The sequence below is a fragment of the Pseudomonas sp. CFBP 13711 genome (assembly GCF_014842265.1).
Lineage (GTDB): Bacteria > Pseudomonadota > Gammaproteobacteria > Pseudomonadales > Pseudomonadaceae > Aquipseudomonas.
Map to the genome: position 1 here is coordinate 141,368 of NZ_JACYVI010000012.1, position 17,561 is coordinate 158,928.

18 protein-coding genes and 1 pseudogene are annotated in these 17,561 nt (G+C 62.0%); 14 read left to right on the forward strand and 5 right to left on the reverse strand.

The window, feature by feature from the left end; all coding sequences use genetic code 11:
• The first annotated feature begins 70 nt into the window (after positions 1-70).
• The 3 genes from gcl (at position 71) to IFT47_RS21110 (ending at position 3,757) form a co-directional block, all read left to right on the forward strand.
• Positions 71-1,846, forward strand: coding sequence for a glyoxylate carboligase (gene gcl / locus IFT47_RS21100; protein ID WP_192173937.1), 1,776 nt, complete (start codon positions 71-73; stop codon positions 1,844-1,846).
• Positions 1,847-1,911: 65 nt separating this feature from the next.
• Positions 1,912-2,694, forward strand: a complete 783-nt coding sequence (hyi, locus tag IFT47_RS21105; protein ID WP_192173938.1) for a hydroxypyruvate isomerase — start codon at positions 1,912-1,914, stop codon at positions 2,692-2,694.
• Between the two features lie 160 nt (positions 2,695-2,854).
• Positions 2,855-3,757 carry a 2-hydroxy-3-oxopropionate reductase gene (locus tag IFT47_RS21110; RefSeq protein WP_192173939.1) on the forward strand — a complete coding sequence of 301 codons (903 nt, stop codon included), beginning with the start codon at positions 2,855-2,857 and terminating at the stop codon, positions 3,755-3,757.
• 218 nt (positions 3,758-3,975) lie between these two features.
• Here IFT47_RS21110 and IFT47_RS21115 read toward each other — a convergent pair whose 3' ends face one another.
• The gene (locus tag IFT47_RS21115) at positions 3,976-5,298 is read right to left on the reverse strand and encodes an OprD family porin (RefSeq protein ID WP_192173940.1); all 1,323 of its coding nucleotides are present in this window, start codon (positions 5,296-5,298) and stop codon (positions 3,976-3,978) included.
• A gap of 636 nt (positions 5,299-5,934) precedes the next feature.
• Here IFT47_RS21115 and IFT47_RS28260 point away from each other — a divergent pair.
• The 5 genes and pseudogenes from IFT47_RS28260 to ada form a co-directional block, all read left to right on the forward strand.
• Positions 5,935-6,444: pseudogene (locus IFT47_RS28260) on the forward strand (MCP four helix bundle domain-containing protein); the annotation flags it as partial.
• 423 nt (positions 6,445-6,867) lie between these two features.
• Positions 6,868-7,572, forward strand: coding sequence for a methyl-accepting chemotaxis protein (locus IFT47_RS28265; RefSeq protein ID WP_407073250.1), 705 nt, complete (start codon positions 6,868-6,870; stop codon positions 7,570-7,572).
• Between the two features lie 222 nt (positions 7,573-7,794).
• Positions 7,795-8,181: a copper homeostasis periplasmic binding protein CopC gene (gene copC, locus IFT47_RS21125; RefSeq protein ID WP_192173942.1), complete on the forward strand. Its 387-nt coding sequence runs from the start codon at positions 7,795-7,797 to the stop codon at positions 8,179-8,181.
• A gap of 3 nt (positions 8,182-8,184) precedes the next feature.
• On the forward strand, positions 8,185-9,048 hold the full coding sequence (gene copD, locus IFT47_RS21130) for a copper homeostasis membrane protein CopD (protein WP_192173943.1): 864 nt from the start codon (positions 8,185-8,187) through the stop codon (positions 9,046-9,048).
• Between the two features lie 109 nt (positions 9,049-9,157).
• Positions 9,158-10,255 carry a bifunctional DNA-binding transcriptional regulator/O6-methylguanine-DNA methyltransferase Ada gene (gene ada, locus IFT47_RS21135; protein ID WP_192173944.1) on the forward strand — a complete coding sequence of 366 codons (1,098 nt, stop codon included), beginning with the start codon at positions 9,158-9,160 and terminating at the stop codon, positions 10,253-10,255.
• A gap of 56 nt (positions 10,256-10,311) precedes the next feature.
• Here ada and IFT47_RS21140 read toward each other — a convergent pair whose 3' ends face one another.
• On the reverse strand, positions 10,312-10,587 hold the full coding sequence (locus IFT47_RS21140; protein ID WP_192173945.1) for a type II toxin-antitoxin system RelE/ParE family toxin: 276 nt from the start codon (positions 10,585-10,587) through the stop codon (positions 10,312-10,314).
• On the reverse strand, positions 10,587-10,859 hold the full coding sequence (locus IFT47_RS21145) for a CopG family ribbon-helix-helix protein (RefSeq protein ID WP_192173946.1): 273 nt from the start codon (positions 10,857-10,859) through the stop codon (positions 10,587-10,589). Before IFT47_RS21145 ends, IFT47_RS21140 begins: the two co-directional genes overlap by 1 nt.
• A 234-nt stretch (positions 10,860-11,093) precedes the next feature.
• Here IFT47_RS21145 and parS point away from each other — a divergent pair, with 234 nt between their 5' ends.
• Both parS and IFT47_RS21155 read left to right on the forward strand, forming a co-directional pair.
• Positions 11,094-11,543, forward strand: a complete 450-nt coding sequence (gene parS, locus IFT47_RS21150) for a type II RES/Xre toxin-antitoxin system antitoxin (RefSeq protein ID WP_282372338.1) — start codon at positions 11,094-11,096, stop codon at positions 11,541-11,543.
• Positions 11,543-11,986, forward strand: coding sequence for an RES family NAD+ phosphorylase (locus IFT47_RS21155; RefSeq protein WP_192173948.1), 444 nt, complete (start codon positions 11,543-11,545; stop codon positions 11,984-11,986). Before parS ends, IFT47_RS21155 begins: the two co-directional genes overlap by 1 nt.
• On the opposite strand, the gene acuI is transcribed toward IFT47_RS21155, so the two are convergent.
• Positions 11,987-12,970 (reverse strand): acrylyl-CoA reductase (NADPH), encoded by a 984-nt coding sequence (acuI, locus tag IFT47_RS21160; protein ID WP_192173949.1) that lies wholly within the window; start codon positions 12,968-12,970, stop codon positions 11,987-11,989.
• A 48-nt stretch (positions 12,971-13,018) separates the two neighbouring features.
• Positions 13,019-13,657, reverse strand: a complete 639-nt coding sequence (gene acuR / locus IFT47_RS21165) for an acrylate utilization transcriptional regulator AcuR (RefSeq protein WP_192173950.1) — start codon at positions 13,655-13,657, stop codon at positions 13,019-13,021.
• A gap of 92 nt (positions 13,658-13,749) precedes the next feature.
• Between acuR and IFT47_RS21170 the strand changes: the two genes are divergently transcribed.
• From IFT47_RS21170 to modC, 4 genes are all read left to right on the forward strand, one after another.
• Positions 13,750-14,826, forward strand: coding sequence for an NAD(P)H-dependent flavin oxidoreductase (locus IFT47_RS21170; protein ID WP_192173951.1), 1,077 nt, complete (start codon positions 13,750-13,752; stop codon positions 14,824-14,826).
• 165 nt (positions 14,827-14,991) lie between these two features.
• Positions 14,992-15,759: a molybdate ABC transporter substrate-binding protein gene (modA, locus tag IFT47_RS21175; RefSeq protein ID WP_192173952.1), complete on the forward strand. Its 768-nt coding sequence runs from the start codon at positions 14,992-14,994 to the stop codon at positions 15,757-15,759.
• Positions 15,760-16,446 carry a molybdate ABC transporter permease subunit gene (modB, locus tag IFT47_RS21180; protein WP_192173953.1) on the forward strand — a complete coding sequence of 229 codons (687 nt, stop codon included), beginning with the start codon at positions 15,760-15,762 and terminating at the stop codon, positions 16,444-16,446.
• Positions 16,443-17,531 (forward strand): molybdenum ABC transporter ATP-binding protein, encoded by a 1,089-nt coding sequence (modC, locus tag IFT47_RS21185; RefSeq protein WP_192173954.1) that lies wholly within the window; start codon positions 16,443-16,445, stop codon positions 17,529-17,531. The genes modB and modC overlap by 4 nt, the downstream gene beginning before the upstream one ends.
• The last annotated feature ends 30 nt before the right edge of the window (positions 17,532-17,561 follow it).

Genomic DNA, 17,561 nt, shown 5'->3' on the forward strand with positions numbered 1-17,561 from the left:
CATTCACAAAACATCGGATTCAAATCAGGCTGTTTACGTACAAAAACTATCGAGTTCAGGAGACTAACAAATGACCGTCATGAGAGCCATCGAAGCCGCCGTTCTGGTGATGCGTCGCGAAGGCGTCGACACCGCCTTCGGTATTCCGGGCGCTGCGATCAACCCGCTGTACGCCGCCTTCAAGAAACTCGGCGGCATTGACCACGTGCTGGCGCGCCACGTCGAAGGCGCTTCGCACATGGCCGAGGGTTACACCCGCGCCATCGCCGGCAATATCGGCGTGTGCATCGGCACCTCGGGCCCGGCCGGCACCGACATGATCACCGGTCTGTACTCAGCCTCCGCCGACTCGATTCCGATTCTGTGCATCACCGGCCAGGCGCCGCGCGCACGGATGCACAAGGAAGACTTCCAGGCCGTGGACATCGCCAGCATCGCCGCGCCGGTGGCCAAGTGGGCGACCACGGTCATGGAGCCGGGCCAGGTGCCCTATGTGTTCCAGAAAGCCTTTCAGTTGATGCGCAGCGGCCGACCCGGTCCGGTGTTGATCGACCTGCCCTTCGACGTGCAGATGGCCGAGATCGAATTTGACATCGACGCCTACGAACCGCTGCCGGTGGTCAAGCCCCAGGCCAGCCGCAAGCAGATTGAAAAAGCCCTGGCGATGCTCAACGCCTCCGAGCGTCCGCTGATCGTGGCCGGCGGCGGCATCATCAACGCCGATGCGTCGGACGCGCTGGTGGAGTTCGCCGAGCTGACCGGCATTCCGATGATCCCGACGCTGATGGGCTGGGGCACGATCCCCGACGATCATCCGCAGATGGCCGGCATGGTCGGGCTGCAGACCTCTCACCGCTACGGCAACGCGACGATGCTGGCGTCCGATCTGGTCCTCGGCATCGGCAACCGCTGGGCCAACCGCCACACCGGCACCGTGTCGGTGTACAGCGAAGGGCGCACGTTCATCCACGTCGACATCGAACCGACGCAGATCGGCCGTGTGCTGACGCCGGATCTGGGCATCGTTTCCGACGCCGGCGCAGCGCTGGAGATGTTCATCGAAGTGGCGCGCGAGTGGCACACCGCCGGCAAGCTGAAGGACCGCAGCCAGTGGCTCGCCAGTTGCCAGGAACGCAAGCGCACGCTGCAGCGCAAGACCCATTACGAGAACATCCCGGTCAAGCCGCAGCGGGTGTACGAGGAGATGAATCAGTATTTCGGCAAGGACACCTGCTACATCAGCACCATCGGCCTGTCGCAGATTGCCGGCGCGCAATTCCTCCACGTCTACAAGCCGCGTCACTGGATCAACTGCGGACAGGCCGGGCCGCTGGGCTGGACCATTCCGGCGGCGCTGGGCGTGGTCAAGGCCGACCCGAGCCGCCAGGTGGTCGCGCTGTCAGGGGATTACGATTTCCAGTTCATGATCGAAGAGCTCGCCGTCGGTGCGCAGTTCAAGCTGCCGTACATCCACGTGGTGGTGAACAACTCGTACCTGGGCCTCATCCGTCAGGCCCAGCGCAATTTTGACATCGATTACTGCGTGCAGCTGGCGTTCGACAACATCAATGCGCCTGAGCTGGAGGGCTATGGCGTCGATCACGTCGCGGTTGCCGAGGGCCTCGGCTGCAAGGCGATCCGTGTCCTTGACCCGGCGCACCTGCAGGCCGCCTTCGCCGAAGCGTCGAGCCTGATGCAGCAGTACCGCGTGCCGGTGGTGGTGGAGATCATTCTCGAACGCGTCACCAACATTGCGATGGGCATCGAGATCAACGCCATCAATGAATTCGAGTCCCTGGCCGAGAGCCGCGCCGACGCCCCCACCGCCATCAGCCTGCTGGACTGATCGCGCCTGGTTGCTCCAAACAAGAGCTCCCAACGCGAACCCGGAACACGAACAAGGAGTACGTCATGCCCCGTTTATGCGCCAACCTGTCGATGCTGTTCACCGAGCTGGCATTTCTGCAACGTTTCGAAGCCGCCGCCGACGCCGGGTTCAGTGGCGTCGAGTACCTGTGTCCCTATGACTTCAGCTCCGCCCAGATCAAAGCCGAGCTGGACCGCAACCGGCTCACTCAAGTGCTGTTCAACTTGCCAGCCGGGGACTGGGCCAAGGGCGAGCGCGGCATCGCCTGTCACCCCGATCGGGTCGAGGAGTTCTATGCCGGCGTTGACCTGGCCATTGCGTACGCCAAGGTCCTGGGCAACACCCAGATCAATTGCCTGGCGGGGATCAAGCCCCAGGGATTCGACGACGGGCTGATCGAGAAGACCTTCGTCGACAACCTCAAATACGCCGCCGACCGCCTGCAAGCCCAGGGCATCGATCTCGTGATGGAAATGATCAACACCCTGGACATTCCGGGGTTCTACCTGAACACCACCGCCCAGGCGCTGGCGATTCGCGAGAAGGTCGGCAGCCGCAATCTGTCGCTGCAATACGACATCTACCACATGCAAATCATGGAAGGTGACCTGGCCCGCACCCTTGAAAACCATCTGCCGGCGATCCGTCACGTGCAACTGGCGGACAACCCGGGGCGCCACGAACCGGGCACCGGCGAGATCAACTACGGCTTTTTGTTCAAGCACCTGGACCGGCTGGGTTATCGCGGCTGGATCGGCTGTGAATACAAGCCGCTGACCACCACCGAAGCCGGGCTTGGGTGGCTGAAAACCCATAATTTGACCTGATACCGATTCTTGTAGGAGTGAGCTTGCTCGCGATTGCGGTGGGCTGTTGACGATGCGCTGGCTGATAAATCGCAATCGCGAGCAAGCTCACTCCTACAGGAAGAAATATTGAGGCATGTACGCAACCCGTCTGACTCCTCCAAACAAGGGAAAAAATCTCATGGCTAACATCGGATTCATCGGCACCGGCATCATGGGCCTGCCCATGGCAGAAAACCTGCAGAAAGCAGGTCATCAATTGATTCTCTCCCGGCACTTCATTGCCCCGCCCGCGTCCCTGGTGGAGGGCGGCGCGACGGTGCTGGCCAACCCGCGGGAAGTGGCGCAGGAAGCGGAATTCATCATCGTCATGCTGCCGGACACCCCGCAGGTCAACGACGTGCTGTTCGGCGAAAACGGTCTGAGCGAGGGCGTCGATAGCCGCAACGTGGTCATCGACATGAGCTCGATTTCCCCCTCGGCGACGAAAGCCTTCGCCGAGAAAATCAACGCCACCGGCGCGCAGTACCTCGACGCACCGGTGTCGGGCGGTGAAGTCGGCGCCAGGGCGGCCACGCTGAGCATCATGGTCGGCGGCAAGCAGGCGACATTCGAGCGCGCCCTGCCCCTGTTTCAGACCATGGGCAAGAACATCACCCTGGTCGGCGGCAACGGTGACGGCCAGACCGCCAAGGTCGCCAACCAGATCATCGTCGCGCTGAACATCCAGGCCGTGGCCGAAGCCTTGCTGTTTGCCTCGAAAAACGGCGCTGACCCGGCCAAGGTGCGGGAAGCGTTGATGGGCGGTTTTGCCTCGTCGAAGATTCTTGAAGTGCATGGCGAACGGATGATCAAAGGGACGTTCAACCCGGGCTTCAGGATCGCGCTGCATCAGAAGGATCTGAACCTCGCCCTTGAAGGTGCGCGGGAGTTGGGCCTGAACCTGCCCAATACGGCCAACGCCCAGCAAGTGTTCAGCACCTGCGCGGCATTGGGCGGGAGTGGCTGGGATCACTCGGGGCTGATCAAGGGGCTGGAACACATGGCGAATTTTTCGATTCGTGGGGATCGCAGGCCTGACTGACTGGCATTGAGAGGTGTGTCGTCCATACCGGCCCCTTCCCGGCTAAAGCCGGTCCCACTAAAAGCAGCGGCATGCACTGTGTGGGACCGGCTTCAGCCGGGAAGAGGCCCGCCCTGCTGATACATATCCCGGCCAGTGACAAAAGCAAAAAAGCCAGGCTTCCTTTCGGACAGCCTGGCTTTCTTATGCAGCGGGGATTCACATCACCCGCCTCCCGATCAGAAAATATTGATCGGATAATCGGCAATCAAACGGAATTCCTTCACGTCGCCGTCAGGCTGGTCGCCGTTGGCGGTGTGCCAGGCCTGCCGCATGCGCAGGGACAAATCCTTCGCCGGACCGGACTGCACGACATACTTCGCTTCGAGGTTGGTTTCGTGGTGGTCGCCGTCATCGCCATAACCGGTGTAAGTGCTGTTCGATGGAATATGGGACCCATCGATGTCGTCACCGTGGATATAACGAACCATGAAACTCAGACCCGGCGCGCCGTAACTCGCCATGTTCAGGTCATACCGCGCCTGCCAGGACTTTTCCCCCGGACCGTTGAAGTCGGAATACTGAACCGAGTTCGCGAGCAGTATCGAGTCGCCGGTGTCGCCCGCGCCGTTATTACCGAAGGCCACATAATCGAACGGCGTGTCGCCATGCACTTTCTGATAGGCCAGGGTCACGGTATGAGCGGTCAGGAATGAATAGGCCGCCGCCAGCGACCAAGTCGTGTTGCTGATATCGCCCGCCCTGGCGGCACCGCTGTCGTTGGTGCGATAGATATTGAAATCGAAGTTCAACGACTGCTGATCAGAGATCGGCAAGGTGTAGTTGGCATTGCCGTAGTACTGATGCCAGACATCCTTGAGGTCCGAGCCGTAAAGGCTGACCGACAGATTATCGGTGAGCGCGTATTTGCCGCCGGCGTAGTCAATGCTGCTGGCTTCGACGTTGGCATACGCCGCCCAGATACCGTGATCATTGTTGGTGGTGATCGGGCCGTTGCTGCCGGTGAAGTGGCCGCCGTCGAGTTCCAGGTTGGCGATGTCGCTGCTCAGCAGGTTAAAGCCAGTGGCGGTTTGCGGGAACAGGCGTGAGCCGCCCGCGGCAAACACTGGCGCCTGGGGCTGCAGATTGCCGTAGCGCAATTCAGTCTTCGAGATGCGCATCTTCAGCGCCCCGCCGGCTGTGCCGTATTCATCCTGGGGATTGCCATGGCTGTCCACTGGCAGGTTGCCAGTGCCGGTGGTCCCGCCACCGCCATCCAGTTTCAAGCCCCAGTAACCGTAGGCATCAACGCCAAAACCCACAGTGCCCTGGGTGAAGCCGGAGCTGAAATTACCCAGCACGCCCTGGGTCCAGTCCTTGCTGTCGTCCTTGCCGTTTTTGTTGTCCCGGTTGAAATAATAGTTTTTCAGGTGGACGGTCAGACTGCTGTCGTCGACGAAGCCCTTGGCCTCCGATTGATCACTGACAACTGCTGCCGTTGCCAGTTGACTGACGCCCAGCGATACCGCCAGCGTCATCAGATTCCATTTCACGAAAGTCATTGTTATCCCCTGTCTCGATTAAGGCCCAGCGCGTGCGCCCCGAATGCGGGGCACTGTTTCAAGTTGACACGACGATTCAGCGCTGAAGCGGGCGTTGCGGCAGATGGAAGCGAAACACACATGCCAGTGACTGGACGGCTGTTCCAGCCAATGGAGCACATTGATTATTGTTGATACACATTCTGGCCAGGTCATACCACGCACTTGAAGGCCGAAAATCTTGTAGCACTATCCGACCGGCGGAATTCCCAACGAGTCTTGATAGTCACTATCAATCTTCGTAATAGTCGAAAACTTTAAGCCAGTGTTACCGTCGTCGGCGATGAAGAACACGACTCAATTGCCGGATGACTCCGCAGCTTCAGGCAATCGAATCATGCTCCGCTTCATCATTCCTTTGGTAAGACTTTTAGCCACCTCACGTCAGTGCGGTGGCTTTTTTTATGCCCTCGTTCTACCGGACGTTCGCGACATGTCCACGAACACCCAATGGCGGAAAAATTCCTTGTAAAAGGACCAACGGACTCTATTGCTTTAATAGCGAAAATATTTCGGCACTGCTCTGAAAACTCCGATATAAAGCGCACCAAGTAATAGCGTTCTAATATCACGAACGCCATCATTTCAGGTGCCCCTATGTTCAAAGATCTTTCAATTGCCAAGCGCCTGGGACTGGGCTTCGGGCTTGTCCTTGCGCTGATGATTCTCGTCACCCTGGTGGGCGTTAACAGGGTTCATCTGATGGAATCCGCCCTGACCGACGTCAGTGAGGACGCCACCGTCAAACAGCGCTACGCGATCAACTTTCGCGGCAGCGTGCATGACCGCGCCATTGCCCTGCGCGATGCCGTGCTGGTGCGCAACGACGCAGGCCTTGCCACGCACTTGCGTGACATTGAGCGCCTGGACGGCCTTTATCAGGCCTCGGCCGCGCCCATGGACCGCATCTACCAGACCAAGGGTGCGTCGCCCCGTGAGCAGGAGCTGCTGGCCAACATCAAGACCGCCGAACGCACGGCACTGAGCGCCACCGAGAAACTGCTGAAGCTGCGTCAGCAAGGCGAGATCGACCAGGCCCAGACATTGCTGATGGAGCAAGTGTCCGGCGCCTACAAAGACTGGCTCGCCCGTATCAACGCACTGATTGACCTCGAAGAAGCGTCCATTGGCGGGCACATCACTTCGGTACGAGCCACGGCCTCGCAATTCGCTTCGCTGATGCTGCTGGCTACCGGCATCGCCGTGGTGTTGGGCATCATTGCCTCGCTGCTGATCATCCGCAGCCTCAAGTCGACCCTCGGCGCCGAACCCCACCAGGTCGCGGCTTCAATCCGTCGTCTGGCGGCCGGCGAGCTGACCGACAAGATTGAAACGTCCTACCCCGACAGCGTCATGGGTGCGCTCAAGGCGACCAACCTGCACCTGTCGGCCACCATCACCGAAGTACGCTCTGCCGCATCAGCGTTGACCCACTCCTCCGCCCAATTGCTGTCCAGTTCCGACAGCAACAGCGAGCAGATGCGCCTGCAAGCCAGTGAAACCCAGCAGATGGCGACGGCGATCAATCAGATGGCCACCACCGTAAAAGAAGTCGCGGGCTACGCCGACCAGGCCGCCAATGCCACCCAGACGGCTGACCATGAAGTCGAAAACGGCAAGCGCGTGGTCGAAGGCACTGCCCAGGCAATGGACCAACTGGCGCGCAAGCTGGAAAGCGCCGCTGACTCGGTGGGCCAGGTGTCCAGCGACAGCCGCGCCATCGAGAACGTGGTGGCGGTGATCAACTCCATCGCCGAGCGCACCAACCTGCTGGCGCTCAACGCCGCCATCGAGGCCGCCCGCGCCGGTGAAGCGGGCCGCGGTTTCGCCGTAGTGGCCGACGAGGTTCGTTCTCTGGCCAATCGCACTCAGGAATCAACCCAGGAAATCCGCGACATGGTCGGCCAGTTGCAAGCGGGTGCGGTGAAGACCGCCGACCTGATGCGCGAAAGCCGCGAAATGGCCCAGCGCACCGTCGAGCAGACCCACGAAGCGCAAACCGCGCTGGTGAAGATCCGCCACGAAGTCGGTGCGCTGAACGACATGAACGCGCAGATCGCCAGCGCCGCCGCGCAGCAACGGGCGGTGGCCGATGACGTCAGCGTCAACATCAACCGCATCCACGATTCCGCACTGGAAACTGCGGTCGGCTCCAATCAGGTCGCACGCTCCAGCCGCGAGCTGTCGACCCTGGCCGACGTGCTCACCGACCGCGTGAGCTTCTTCAAGGTCTGAGCCTGCAAGGCTGCGTCGTTCAGGCGACGCAGCCATTTACGCCATCAGCCCGCCGCCCAAGTTTCCTCGTTAAAGACGTCTTGATTCCGACGCTGCCCCCGGCTTAATCGCTGGAGTCCTTCTGCACTTTCTGGTCTAGTAGCGATCCGATCATCGCGAGTCGACTGCCGTCGATTCCATCATCCATTCGCTGCAACTGCCGCCCTAGCAAAGGTCCCGCCGATGTCTGCCCACCGTTTCAAGCACGCCCTCTCCTGCCTGTCCCTGCTGGCCTGTCTGACCTCCACTGCCGCCTTCGCCCACGCCCATCTTGAAAGCCAGCAGCCGGCTGCCGACAGTGAAGTGAGCGCACCCAAAGAGCTGCGCCTGATCTTCTCCGAAGGCGTCGAGGACACCTTCACCAAAGTCGTGATCAGCCTGGACGCGCCCGATACGCCGACTGAAATCATCCAGACGCGCAACGTCGAAACCGACCCCAACGACAAAAAAGTCCTGATCGTGACACCGGCCGTGCCGATGGTCCCGGGCAAATACAAGGTGGAATGGCACGCCGTGTCAGTGGACACCCACAAGAGCGAAGGCACCTATCGCTTTCAGGTGACGCCATAACCCATGCACGAAGGACTGATCCTGTGCCGGTTCATCCACTTCGGCGCAGTGCTGTTGCTGTTCGGGATCGGTGCGTTCCGCAGCCTGTTGTTTGTCCCGCACCTGCTGCCTTTTGAGTCCAGCCCGGCTGGACTTCGCCTGAGTCGACTGCTCGGCTGGCTTGCCGTTGTGGCCTTGGCGAGCGCAGTGGCCTGGCTGATGCTGACGGCTGCTTACCTGAGCAGTGACTGGAGCAGCGCAATCGATCCGTCTACAGTCGGGCGGGTACTCGGCAATACCTGGTTCGGGCACGTGTGGATCGTCCATCTGTTGTTGAACGCGCTGGTTGTCATCCTCAATCGCCGGGCGAAGCCGAGGGTCATGCTGGTCCTCAATGCCCTGTTGCTGATGACCCTGGCGCCGGTCGGTCACGGCGCGATGTTTGACGGGCTGAAAGGCCAGTTGTTGATCCTCAATCAGATGCTGCACCTGCTCGGCGTCGGCACCTGGCTCGGCGGGTTATGGATGCTGGCCTGGCTGCTGAGGGCTGATCATGGCGTCGATCTCGCGGCGGTATTGCGGCGTTTCAGTGGCATCGGTTACGGGCTGGTGGCGGTGATCATCGCCACGGGCCTGATCAACGTTCGTGCGCTCAGCGGCGGGTTCTGGCCTGCACCTGCGCTTGCCGGGTTTGGCCTGGTGCTGGCGGTCAAAGTCTTGATGGTGCTGGGTATGCTGGTGCTGGCGGCGCTGAACCGGCAACTGGCGCGGGCGGCTGATCTGCCGGTTCAGCGCCTGAAGTTGAGCCTGTTTCTGGAATGCCTGTGTGGCGCCGGTGCGCTGGCGGCGGTGTCGTTGCTTGGCACCTTGCCGCCGATGCTGGGCTGATGTGAATGCGAGGTCCTGCGTACAAGAGTTTGAACGCAAGACTCGGAGTGTCGTCCTCCATCGCAGCGCTTACCGTACAGGCCAGTGAACAGTCAGAGAGCCGCCGCCAATGAGCCGCCAGCCGCGTAATCCGTCACCCGAAAGCGTCGATCTCGACCCGCGCTGGAGCGCCGTGCTGTCCCGGGACGCCAGCGCCGACGGGCTGTTTGTCTACGGCGTTCGCACCACCGGCGTCTATTGCCGCCCGAGCAGCAGCGCACGATTGCCTCGCCCGGAAAACGTGGTGTTCTTCGACAGTGCCACCGAGGCCGAGGCCGCCGGCTTTCGCCCGAGCAAACGCGCCGCCGCCGACCGCACCGGTCTGGCCGAACAGCATGCTGCCGTGGTGGCTGGCGCCTGTCGACTGATCGCCGACGCGGAGTTGCTGCCGACCCTCGCCGAGCTGGCCGTCCACGCCGGCATGAGCCCCTGGCATTTCCACCGCGTGTTCAAAGCCGTCACCGGCCTGACACCCAAGGGCTACGCCAATGCCCACCGCGCCGACAAGGTGCGCAGCAAACTGACGGACAGCGGGCGCATCACCGACGCCCTCTACGACGCCGGTTTCAATTCCAACAGCCGCTTTTACGAAGCCAGTGCCGGACTGCTGGGCATGAGCCCCACCGACTACCGCAAGGGCGGCGCCGCGCTGGAGATTCGTTTTGCCGTGGGGGAGTGCTTTCTCGGTGCGATTCTGGTGGCCCAGAGTGCGCGAGGCGTGTGCGCCATTCTGCTGGGCGATGACCCCAATCGATTGGTGCAAGACCTGCAGGATCAGTTTCACAGCGCCACGCTGATCGGCGGCGATGCCGACTTCGAGCGGCTCATGGCTGAGGTGGTGGGGTTTATCGAGGCGCCGAAGCTGGGCCTGAACCTGCCACTGGATTTGCAGGGCACCGCGTTTCAGCAGCGGGTGTGGCAGGCCCTGGCGCAGATACCGCCGGGCACGACCGCCAGTTACGCACAAATCGCCCGGCAAATCGGTGCGCCGACCGCCAGTCGCGCGGTCGCCCTCGCCTGCGGGGCAAACCGGATTGCCGTGGCAATTCCCTGTCACCGGGTGGTGCGCAGCGACGGCGGATTGTCGGGTTATCGTTGGGGGGTGGAGCGCAAGCGCGCGTTGCTCACTCATGAAGGTCAAGGAACGGAACCACAGCATTCACGCTGAGCTATTTTGATTGGTTTCAGCCCAGCTCAAACTTCAGTTCCGCTGCTTCCACGATCCTATCGATCCTCGCGGGTGTGCCACAGACGCAGCAGATAGATTGTGGAATTGGCTATCTCGTAGCGCATCTCGTAATGGCCGATCTGGATTCTGCGCACATCCCTCGGTTCAAATTCTTCAAGGCGTTCGCCGATGCGTGGATTAACGAGCAGCGTAGTCGGTGCTGCCGTGAGTTGCTGCACGGTTCGTGCGGCGGCAGGCTGATTGGCCGCTGCCAGAAACTCATAGAGCCGGGCAATGTCGGAAAGCGCCTTGCTCGTCCACATCAGTTCCATCAGTGTGGAACCGGCAACGGCGTGTCGGTGCTAAGGCTATCAGCCCAGGCCTGAACGGTCTGGTGGTCAATTACGTGACCAGCATCAACATCAGCCAATGCCTCGCGAGTCAGGCGACTGCGCTCTTCTTCCTGATCTATCCAGGCGGACAGGGCCTGTTTGACGATCCAGTTTTTGGAGCGTTCCAGCCGCTCCGCCATCAAATCGACTTTCTGTGCCAACGCCTCAGGAACGTGAGCCGTCACCGATCGGGTCTTTGCGGAAGTTGCCATGATAGGACGGTCCTGATTAGAGAGTGATTTAAAGTTAATCATAGTGAGTCATTAAAAATCGTCAAGAAAAGGGTCAGCTGTCGGATTGCGCTGTACGCCATCCGTTAGGCGTTTCCGGCTAAAGCCGGCTCCACTAGGGAAGCAAAGCATGCAAACGCCGGTAACAGCTTCTCGCTTGAGAAACCCTGACAGCGGCGTAAGGTCCCTGCACCGGATCTCACAAGGAGCATGGACGTGCCTTCGACTCTTCAAGCAGCGATAACCGACACCGCCCCCTCATTCTGGTTGATCGCCGACCAGCTCAACGCACGCAACGAAACCGAACGGCTGGACTACATCCGCTCGGGTTTCCCGCCCGGCTGGGTCAAGGTGCTGCGCAATGCCTTCCGCCTCAGCAACAGCCAGCTCGAAGCCTTATTGGCAACTTCGGTCTCCACGCTGGAGCGCCGCCAGCGTCAGCAACGACCGCTGGACATCGTCGGCTCCGAACGCCTCGACCGGGTCGCCGCCCTCGCCACCCACGCCGCCGAACTCTTCGAAGACCAGAACACCGCCCGCCGCTGGATGATTGCGTCCAACCGCGCGCTCAATGGGCAAACGCCCATTGCCCTGTGCGAAACCGAAATCGGCGCACGCCAGGCACGTCGGGTGCTCAGCGCCTTGCAGCACGGCGGGGTCGTCTGATGCAGGCCTGGAGGATCAGCAAGGCAAATGCCGCGAACGATCTGTCCGGCACCGGCGCCGCGCAGTTCGGCGGGCGCTGGAATCATGCCGACCAGCCTGCCCTCTACCTGGCGCTGAGCGCGTCAGGCTGCGCGCTGGACACTCTCGTCCAGTGCGCGAGCCTGCCGCAGCCTGGTTTCCAGCTGGTTCACCTGCAGTTGCCGGATGACCCGGCACTGTATTGGCAGCCTGCCCTCGCCCAACTGCCGCCCGGCTGGGACGTCACGCCGGCGGACAGACCCAGCATGGATTTCGGCAGCGGCTGGCTGGAACGGCGTGAGCAACTGGGTTTGATCGTGCCCTCTGCAATCATCACCCACACGCGCAACCTGCTGCTCAACCCCCGTCACCCTGCCATGGCGCAGGTCAGGGTGCTGGACGTGCGCCCTTTCACCTGCGGCTGATCAGCGCTGGGTGTCGACCACGATTCTGCCGCGCACCTGCCCGTCCATGAGCAGCTGCGCGGTTTCAACCACTTCACTCAAACCGATCTCCCGGCTGATCAACGGCAGCAGCGAGACATCGAGATCCCGGGCCAGACGCGCCCAGGCGTCGATGCGGTCCTGGCGCGGGCGCATCACACTGTCGATACCGGCCAGCGTTACACCTCGCAGAATGAACGGCGCCACCGATGCCGGAAAGTCCATGCCCTGGGCCAGGCCGCAGGTCGCCACCGTGCCCCAGTACCGTGTGCTGGCGCAGATATTGGCGAGCGTGTGACTGCCCACCGAATCGATCGCCCCGGCCCAGCGCTCTTTGGCCAATGGGCGGCCGGGCTCGGCAAGGGTCGCGCGGTCGATGATTTCAGCGGCGCCGAGGGACGTCAGGTATTCGCTCTCGCTCACGCGGCCGGTGGAGGCCACGACGCGATAACCGAGCTTGGCCAGCAACGCAATGGCGAAACTGCCGACACCGCCGTTGGCCCCGGTCACCAGCACCTCGCCCTTGTCCGGCGTCACGCCGTTTCTCTCCAGTGCCATGATTGCCAGCATCGCGGTGTAGCCCGCCGTGCCGATGGCCATAGCCTGCGCCGGTGTAAAGGCGCTCGGCAGCGGGATCAGCCATTTGCCTTGCAGCCGCGCCTTCTGTGCCAGGCCACCCCAATGACCTTCCCCCACGCCCCAGCCGTTCAGTAACACCTGATCGCCAGGTTTGAAGTCCGGGTCGCGGCTGTCCTCGACGGTGCCGGCCAGATCCACGCCGGGCACCATTGGGAACTGCCGCACGGTCGGCCCTTTGCCGGTGATCGCCAGGCCGTCCTTGTAATTCAGCGTGCTGTGGCTGACGCGCACCGTGACGTCGCCCTCGGGCAACTGACCGTCATTGATGTCCGCCAGCTCGGCACGGTAGCCGTTGTCGTCTTTGTTGATCAGGATGCCTTTGAACATTGCCCCTCTCCTATTTAGACCGCTCGTCTATAACCAAACCTGAAAACATCAGCCCGGCAAGCCGCGCAGAAAGCCGATGATGAAGGTGTTGAGCGGCTGCTCGTTCTGCACCAGTCGAGCCCGCAGCACGGCGCCCTCCCAGCCGATCCAGAAATACGCCGCCAGCTCTGAACAATCCGTGCGCGCCGGCAGTTCTCCTGCGGCAATCGCCGCCTTGAAGCAGACCGTCAGGCGCGCCTGCCAATCGAGGAAAACCTTTTCCAGCGCCTCGCGGAAACCCGCTGGCAGGACGCTCACTTCCTGGCCCATGTTGCCGACCAGACAGCCGCGGCGGAACTCATAGCGGGCGATGTTGACCTTTGATTCCTGAACGAACCCGGCCAGCCGCTCCAGCGGCGACAGGGTTTCATCCAGCATCCAGCGATCAAGGCGCCGGGCAAAGTACCCGGCGTAGCTGTCGAGCACCGCGAGGCCGAACACCTCTTTACTGGCGAAGTAGTGATAGAAAGAGCCTTTGGGCACGCCGACGCGTTTGAGGATGCCGTCGATGCCTGTGGCCATGAAGCCCTGCTCGGTCAGCACCTCGACGCCGCAACGGATCAGCGCCTCGCGGGTGTCGAAGTCATCGGGGCGCGCCACTTTGGGTGGGCGGCCGGGGCGTCGTGGTTTTGCAATGATGTCGTTCATGGGGTTGCATATTAGACCGAGCGTCTATTAAATCAACCGCAACTTTTTAAGTGCTGCTTTTTAACAGCCTTTTCGCTATGGAGACTCTGCCGATGATCGCCTGGCCCGACACCCGCCTGCTCAAACTGCTGGACATCGAACTGCCCATTCTGCAAGCACCCATGGCCGGCGCGTCCGGCTCAGCGATGGCCGTCGCAGTCGGCAAAGCCGGTGGGCTTTCCTCGCTGCCCTGCGCCATGCTCACCCGCGCGCAGATTCGCGAAGAAGTGGCGAGAATACGCGCGAGCACTCACGCGCCGCTTAACCTGAATTTCTTCTGCCACTCGACTCCGCCCGCCGATCCGCAGGCGGATGCCGACTGGAAAAACCTGCTCAAGCCCTATTACGACGAACTGGGTGCAGACTTCGACGCGCCGACGCCCACGTCCAACCGCGCACCGTTTGACGAAGCGGCCTGCGCCTTGATCGAAGAACTGAAGCCTCAAGTGGTCAGCTTCCATTTCGGTCTCCCCGAGGCTGCGCTGCTGGCGCGGGTGAAGGCGACCGGCGCGAAGGTGTTGTCTTCTGCAACCACGGTTGAAGAAGCGATTTGGCTCGAAGCGCGGGGCTGCGATGCGATCATCGCCATGGGCTACGAGGCCGGTGGGCATCGCGGCATGTTCCTCAGCGATCAGCTTCACACCCAGGTCGGGACCATGGCGCTGGTGCCGCAGATTGTCGATGCCGTGAAGATTCCGGTCATCGCGGCCGGTGGCATTGCCGACAGTCGCGGGATTGCCGCTGCGTTCATGCTCGGCGCGTCCGCCGTGCAAGTGGGCACGGCCTACCTGTTCACCCCGGAAGCCAAGACTTCCGCGCTGCATCAGGCAGCACTGAGCCGGGCGCAGGATAGCCAGACCGCTATCACCAACATTTTTACCGGCCGCCCGGCCCGGGGCATCGTCAACCGCATCATGGCTGACATCGGACCCATGGCCGATGCCGCGCCGGCCTTCCCCACGGCGGGCGGCGCGTTGATGCCGCTGCGCAGCAAGGCCGAAGCCCGGGGCGACGACGGTTTCATGAACCTCTGGGCGGGTCAGGCAGTGGGCATCAAGCACTCGCTGTCGGCGGAAGAACTCACCCGGACGCTGGCCATCGCCGCCCTGGAACGGCTGGCCGGGCGCTGAGCCGGTGACTTAAGCCGCCGATTTAAAACGCAGCGCGGCAAGATCCGGCTTCCGCGCAGGGAAGAGTCGCTATATATTTCGCTGCATAGCGTTTGACCGGCGTCCGGTTGGCGTTCTTCCTCACCCCCGTTTGCCACAGCCCGTTCCCCACCCCGGAGCCGTTCCATGCGCGCAGTTTCACACCGCTTCACCCTCACCTCACTGGCCATCGCCTTTGTCGCGCTGTCCTCGGGCACCGCGTTTGCCGATGAAGTCCAGGTGGCCGTCGCGGCCAATTTCACCGCGCCGATCCAGGCCATCGCCACGGATTTTGAAAAGGATACGGGCCACACACTCGTGGCCTCGTTCGGCGCGACCGGCCAGTTCTACACCCAGATCAAAAATGGCGCGCCGTTCGAAGTCTTCCTCGCCGCCGATGACACCACCCCGGCGAAACTTGAAAGCGAAAACGAGACGGTGAAAGGCTCGCGCTTCACCTATGCCGTTGGCACCCTCGCGTTGTGGTCGGCCAAAGACGGCTACGTCGACGACAAAGGCCAAGTGCTCAAAGACCGCAAGTTTGAACACCTTTCGATTGCCAACCCGAAAGCCGCTCCGTACGGCCTCGCCGCCACTCAGACCCTGGACAAACTGGGCCTGACTGACTCGACCAAAAGCAAGATCGTCGAAGGCCAGAGCATCGCCCAGGCCTATCAGTTCGTGCAGACCGGCAACGCGGAACTGGGTTTCGTCGCCTTCTCCCAAGTGTTCAAGGACGGCAAGCTGACCGGCGGCTCGGCGTGGATCGTGCCCGCCAACCTGCATGAACCCATCAAGCAGGACGCCGTGATCCTCAACAAGGGCAAGGACAACGCCGCCGCCAAGGCGCTGATGGACTACCTCAAGGGCCCGAAAGCCGCCGCGATCATCAAGTCCTACGGGTACCAGCTGTAAATGCTGCTGGGCAGTGCCGACCTCGCGGCCATCTGGCTGACGCTGAAACTGGCGTCCCTGACCACCGTGATTCTGCTGATCGTCGGCACGCCCATCGGGCTGTGGCTGTCGCGCACCCGCTCATGGCTGAAAGGCCCGATCGGCGCGGTGGTGGCATTGCCGCTGGTGTTGCCGCCCACGGTGATCGGCTTTTATCTGTTGCTGTTGCTCGGGCCGAACGGCGCGGTCGGGCAACTGACTCAGAGCCTGGGGCTCGGCACGCTGACGTTCAGTTTCACCGGGTTGGTGATCGGCTCGGTGCTGTATTCCCTGCCGTTCGTGGTGCAGCCGTTGCAGAACGCTTTCGCCGCCATCGGCCCGCGCCCCCTTGAAGTGGCGGCCACGTTGCGCGCAGGCCCTTGGGACACGTTCTTCTCGGTGATCCTGCCGCTGGCGCGCCCTGGCTTTATCACAGGGGCGATTCTGGGTTTCGCTCACACCGTGGGTGAGTTCGGCGTGGTGCTGATGATCGGCGGCAATATCCCGGAGAAAACCCGGGTCGTGTCCACGCAAATCTACAACCACGTCGAATCCATGGAATACGCCCAGGCCCATTGGCTGGCCGGGGCGATGCTGGTGTTTTCCTTTGTGGTGCTGCTGGCGCTGTACTCCAGCGGCAAGGCGCGTTCGGCGTGGAGCGGCGCATGAGTGCGAACATTGAAGTGCGCCTCCAGGTGGATTACCCCGATTTCGCCCTGGACGTAGACCTGACCCTGCCCGGTCGTGGCGTTACGGCGCTCTACGGCCATTCCGGTTCTGGCAAAACCACTTGCCTGCGTTGCATCGCCGGGCTGGAAAAGGCGGCCGACGGTTATATCCGCGTCAACGGCGAGGTCTGGCAGGACAGCGCCAACCATGTCTTTCTCCCCCCACACAAACGCTCCCTAGGGTACGTGTTCCAGGAAGCCAGCCTGTTCCCGCACCTCGACGTCGAGGGCAATCTGCTTTTCGGGCTCAAGCGCATCCCCGAGCGCGACAGGCGCATTACGCTGCAACAGGCGACGTCATTGCTGGGCATCGATCATCTGCTCAGCCGCGCGCCCGACAAACTGTCCGGCGGCGAGCGCCAGCGGGTCGGCATCGCCCGGGCGTTACTGACCAGCCCGCGCCTGCTGCTGATGGACGAACCCCTGGCGGCGCTGGATGCGCAACGCAAGAGCGAAATCCTGCCGTACCTCGAACGTCTGCATGACGAGCTGGATATTCCGGTGATCTACGTGAGTCACGCCCAGGATGAAGTGGCTCGACTGGCTGATCATCTGGTGCTGCTCAGCGACGGCAAAGCACTGGCCAGCGGCCCCATCGGCGAGACCCTGGCGCGGCTGGATCTGCCGCTGGCGATGGGCGACGACGCGGGCGTGGTCATCGAAGGCAGCGTGCTGGCCTATGACGCTGCGTATCAGCTCATCACCGTCCAACTGCCGCGTAGCCAGTTGAGCATCCGCGTCGCCCACTCGGCATTGCTGCCCGGCAAGCCGCTGCGTCTCAAAGTGCAGGCGCGGGACGTGAGCCTGAGCCTGCAACCCGACGCTCAAAGCAGCATTCTCAATCGCCTGCCGGTTACGGTCATCGAAGAGATCGCTGCCGACAACACCGCCCATGTGCTGGTCCGCCTCGATGCCGACGGCTCGCCGCTGCTGGCGCGGATCACCCGCTATTCCAGGGATCAGCTGCAATTGGCACCGGGTCAACGGCTGTGGGCGCAGATCAAGTCGGTGGCGCTGCTGGCCTAGGCCCGATCCATCGCACTCATCAGAACGCAA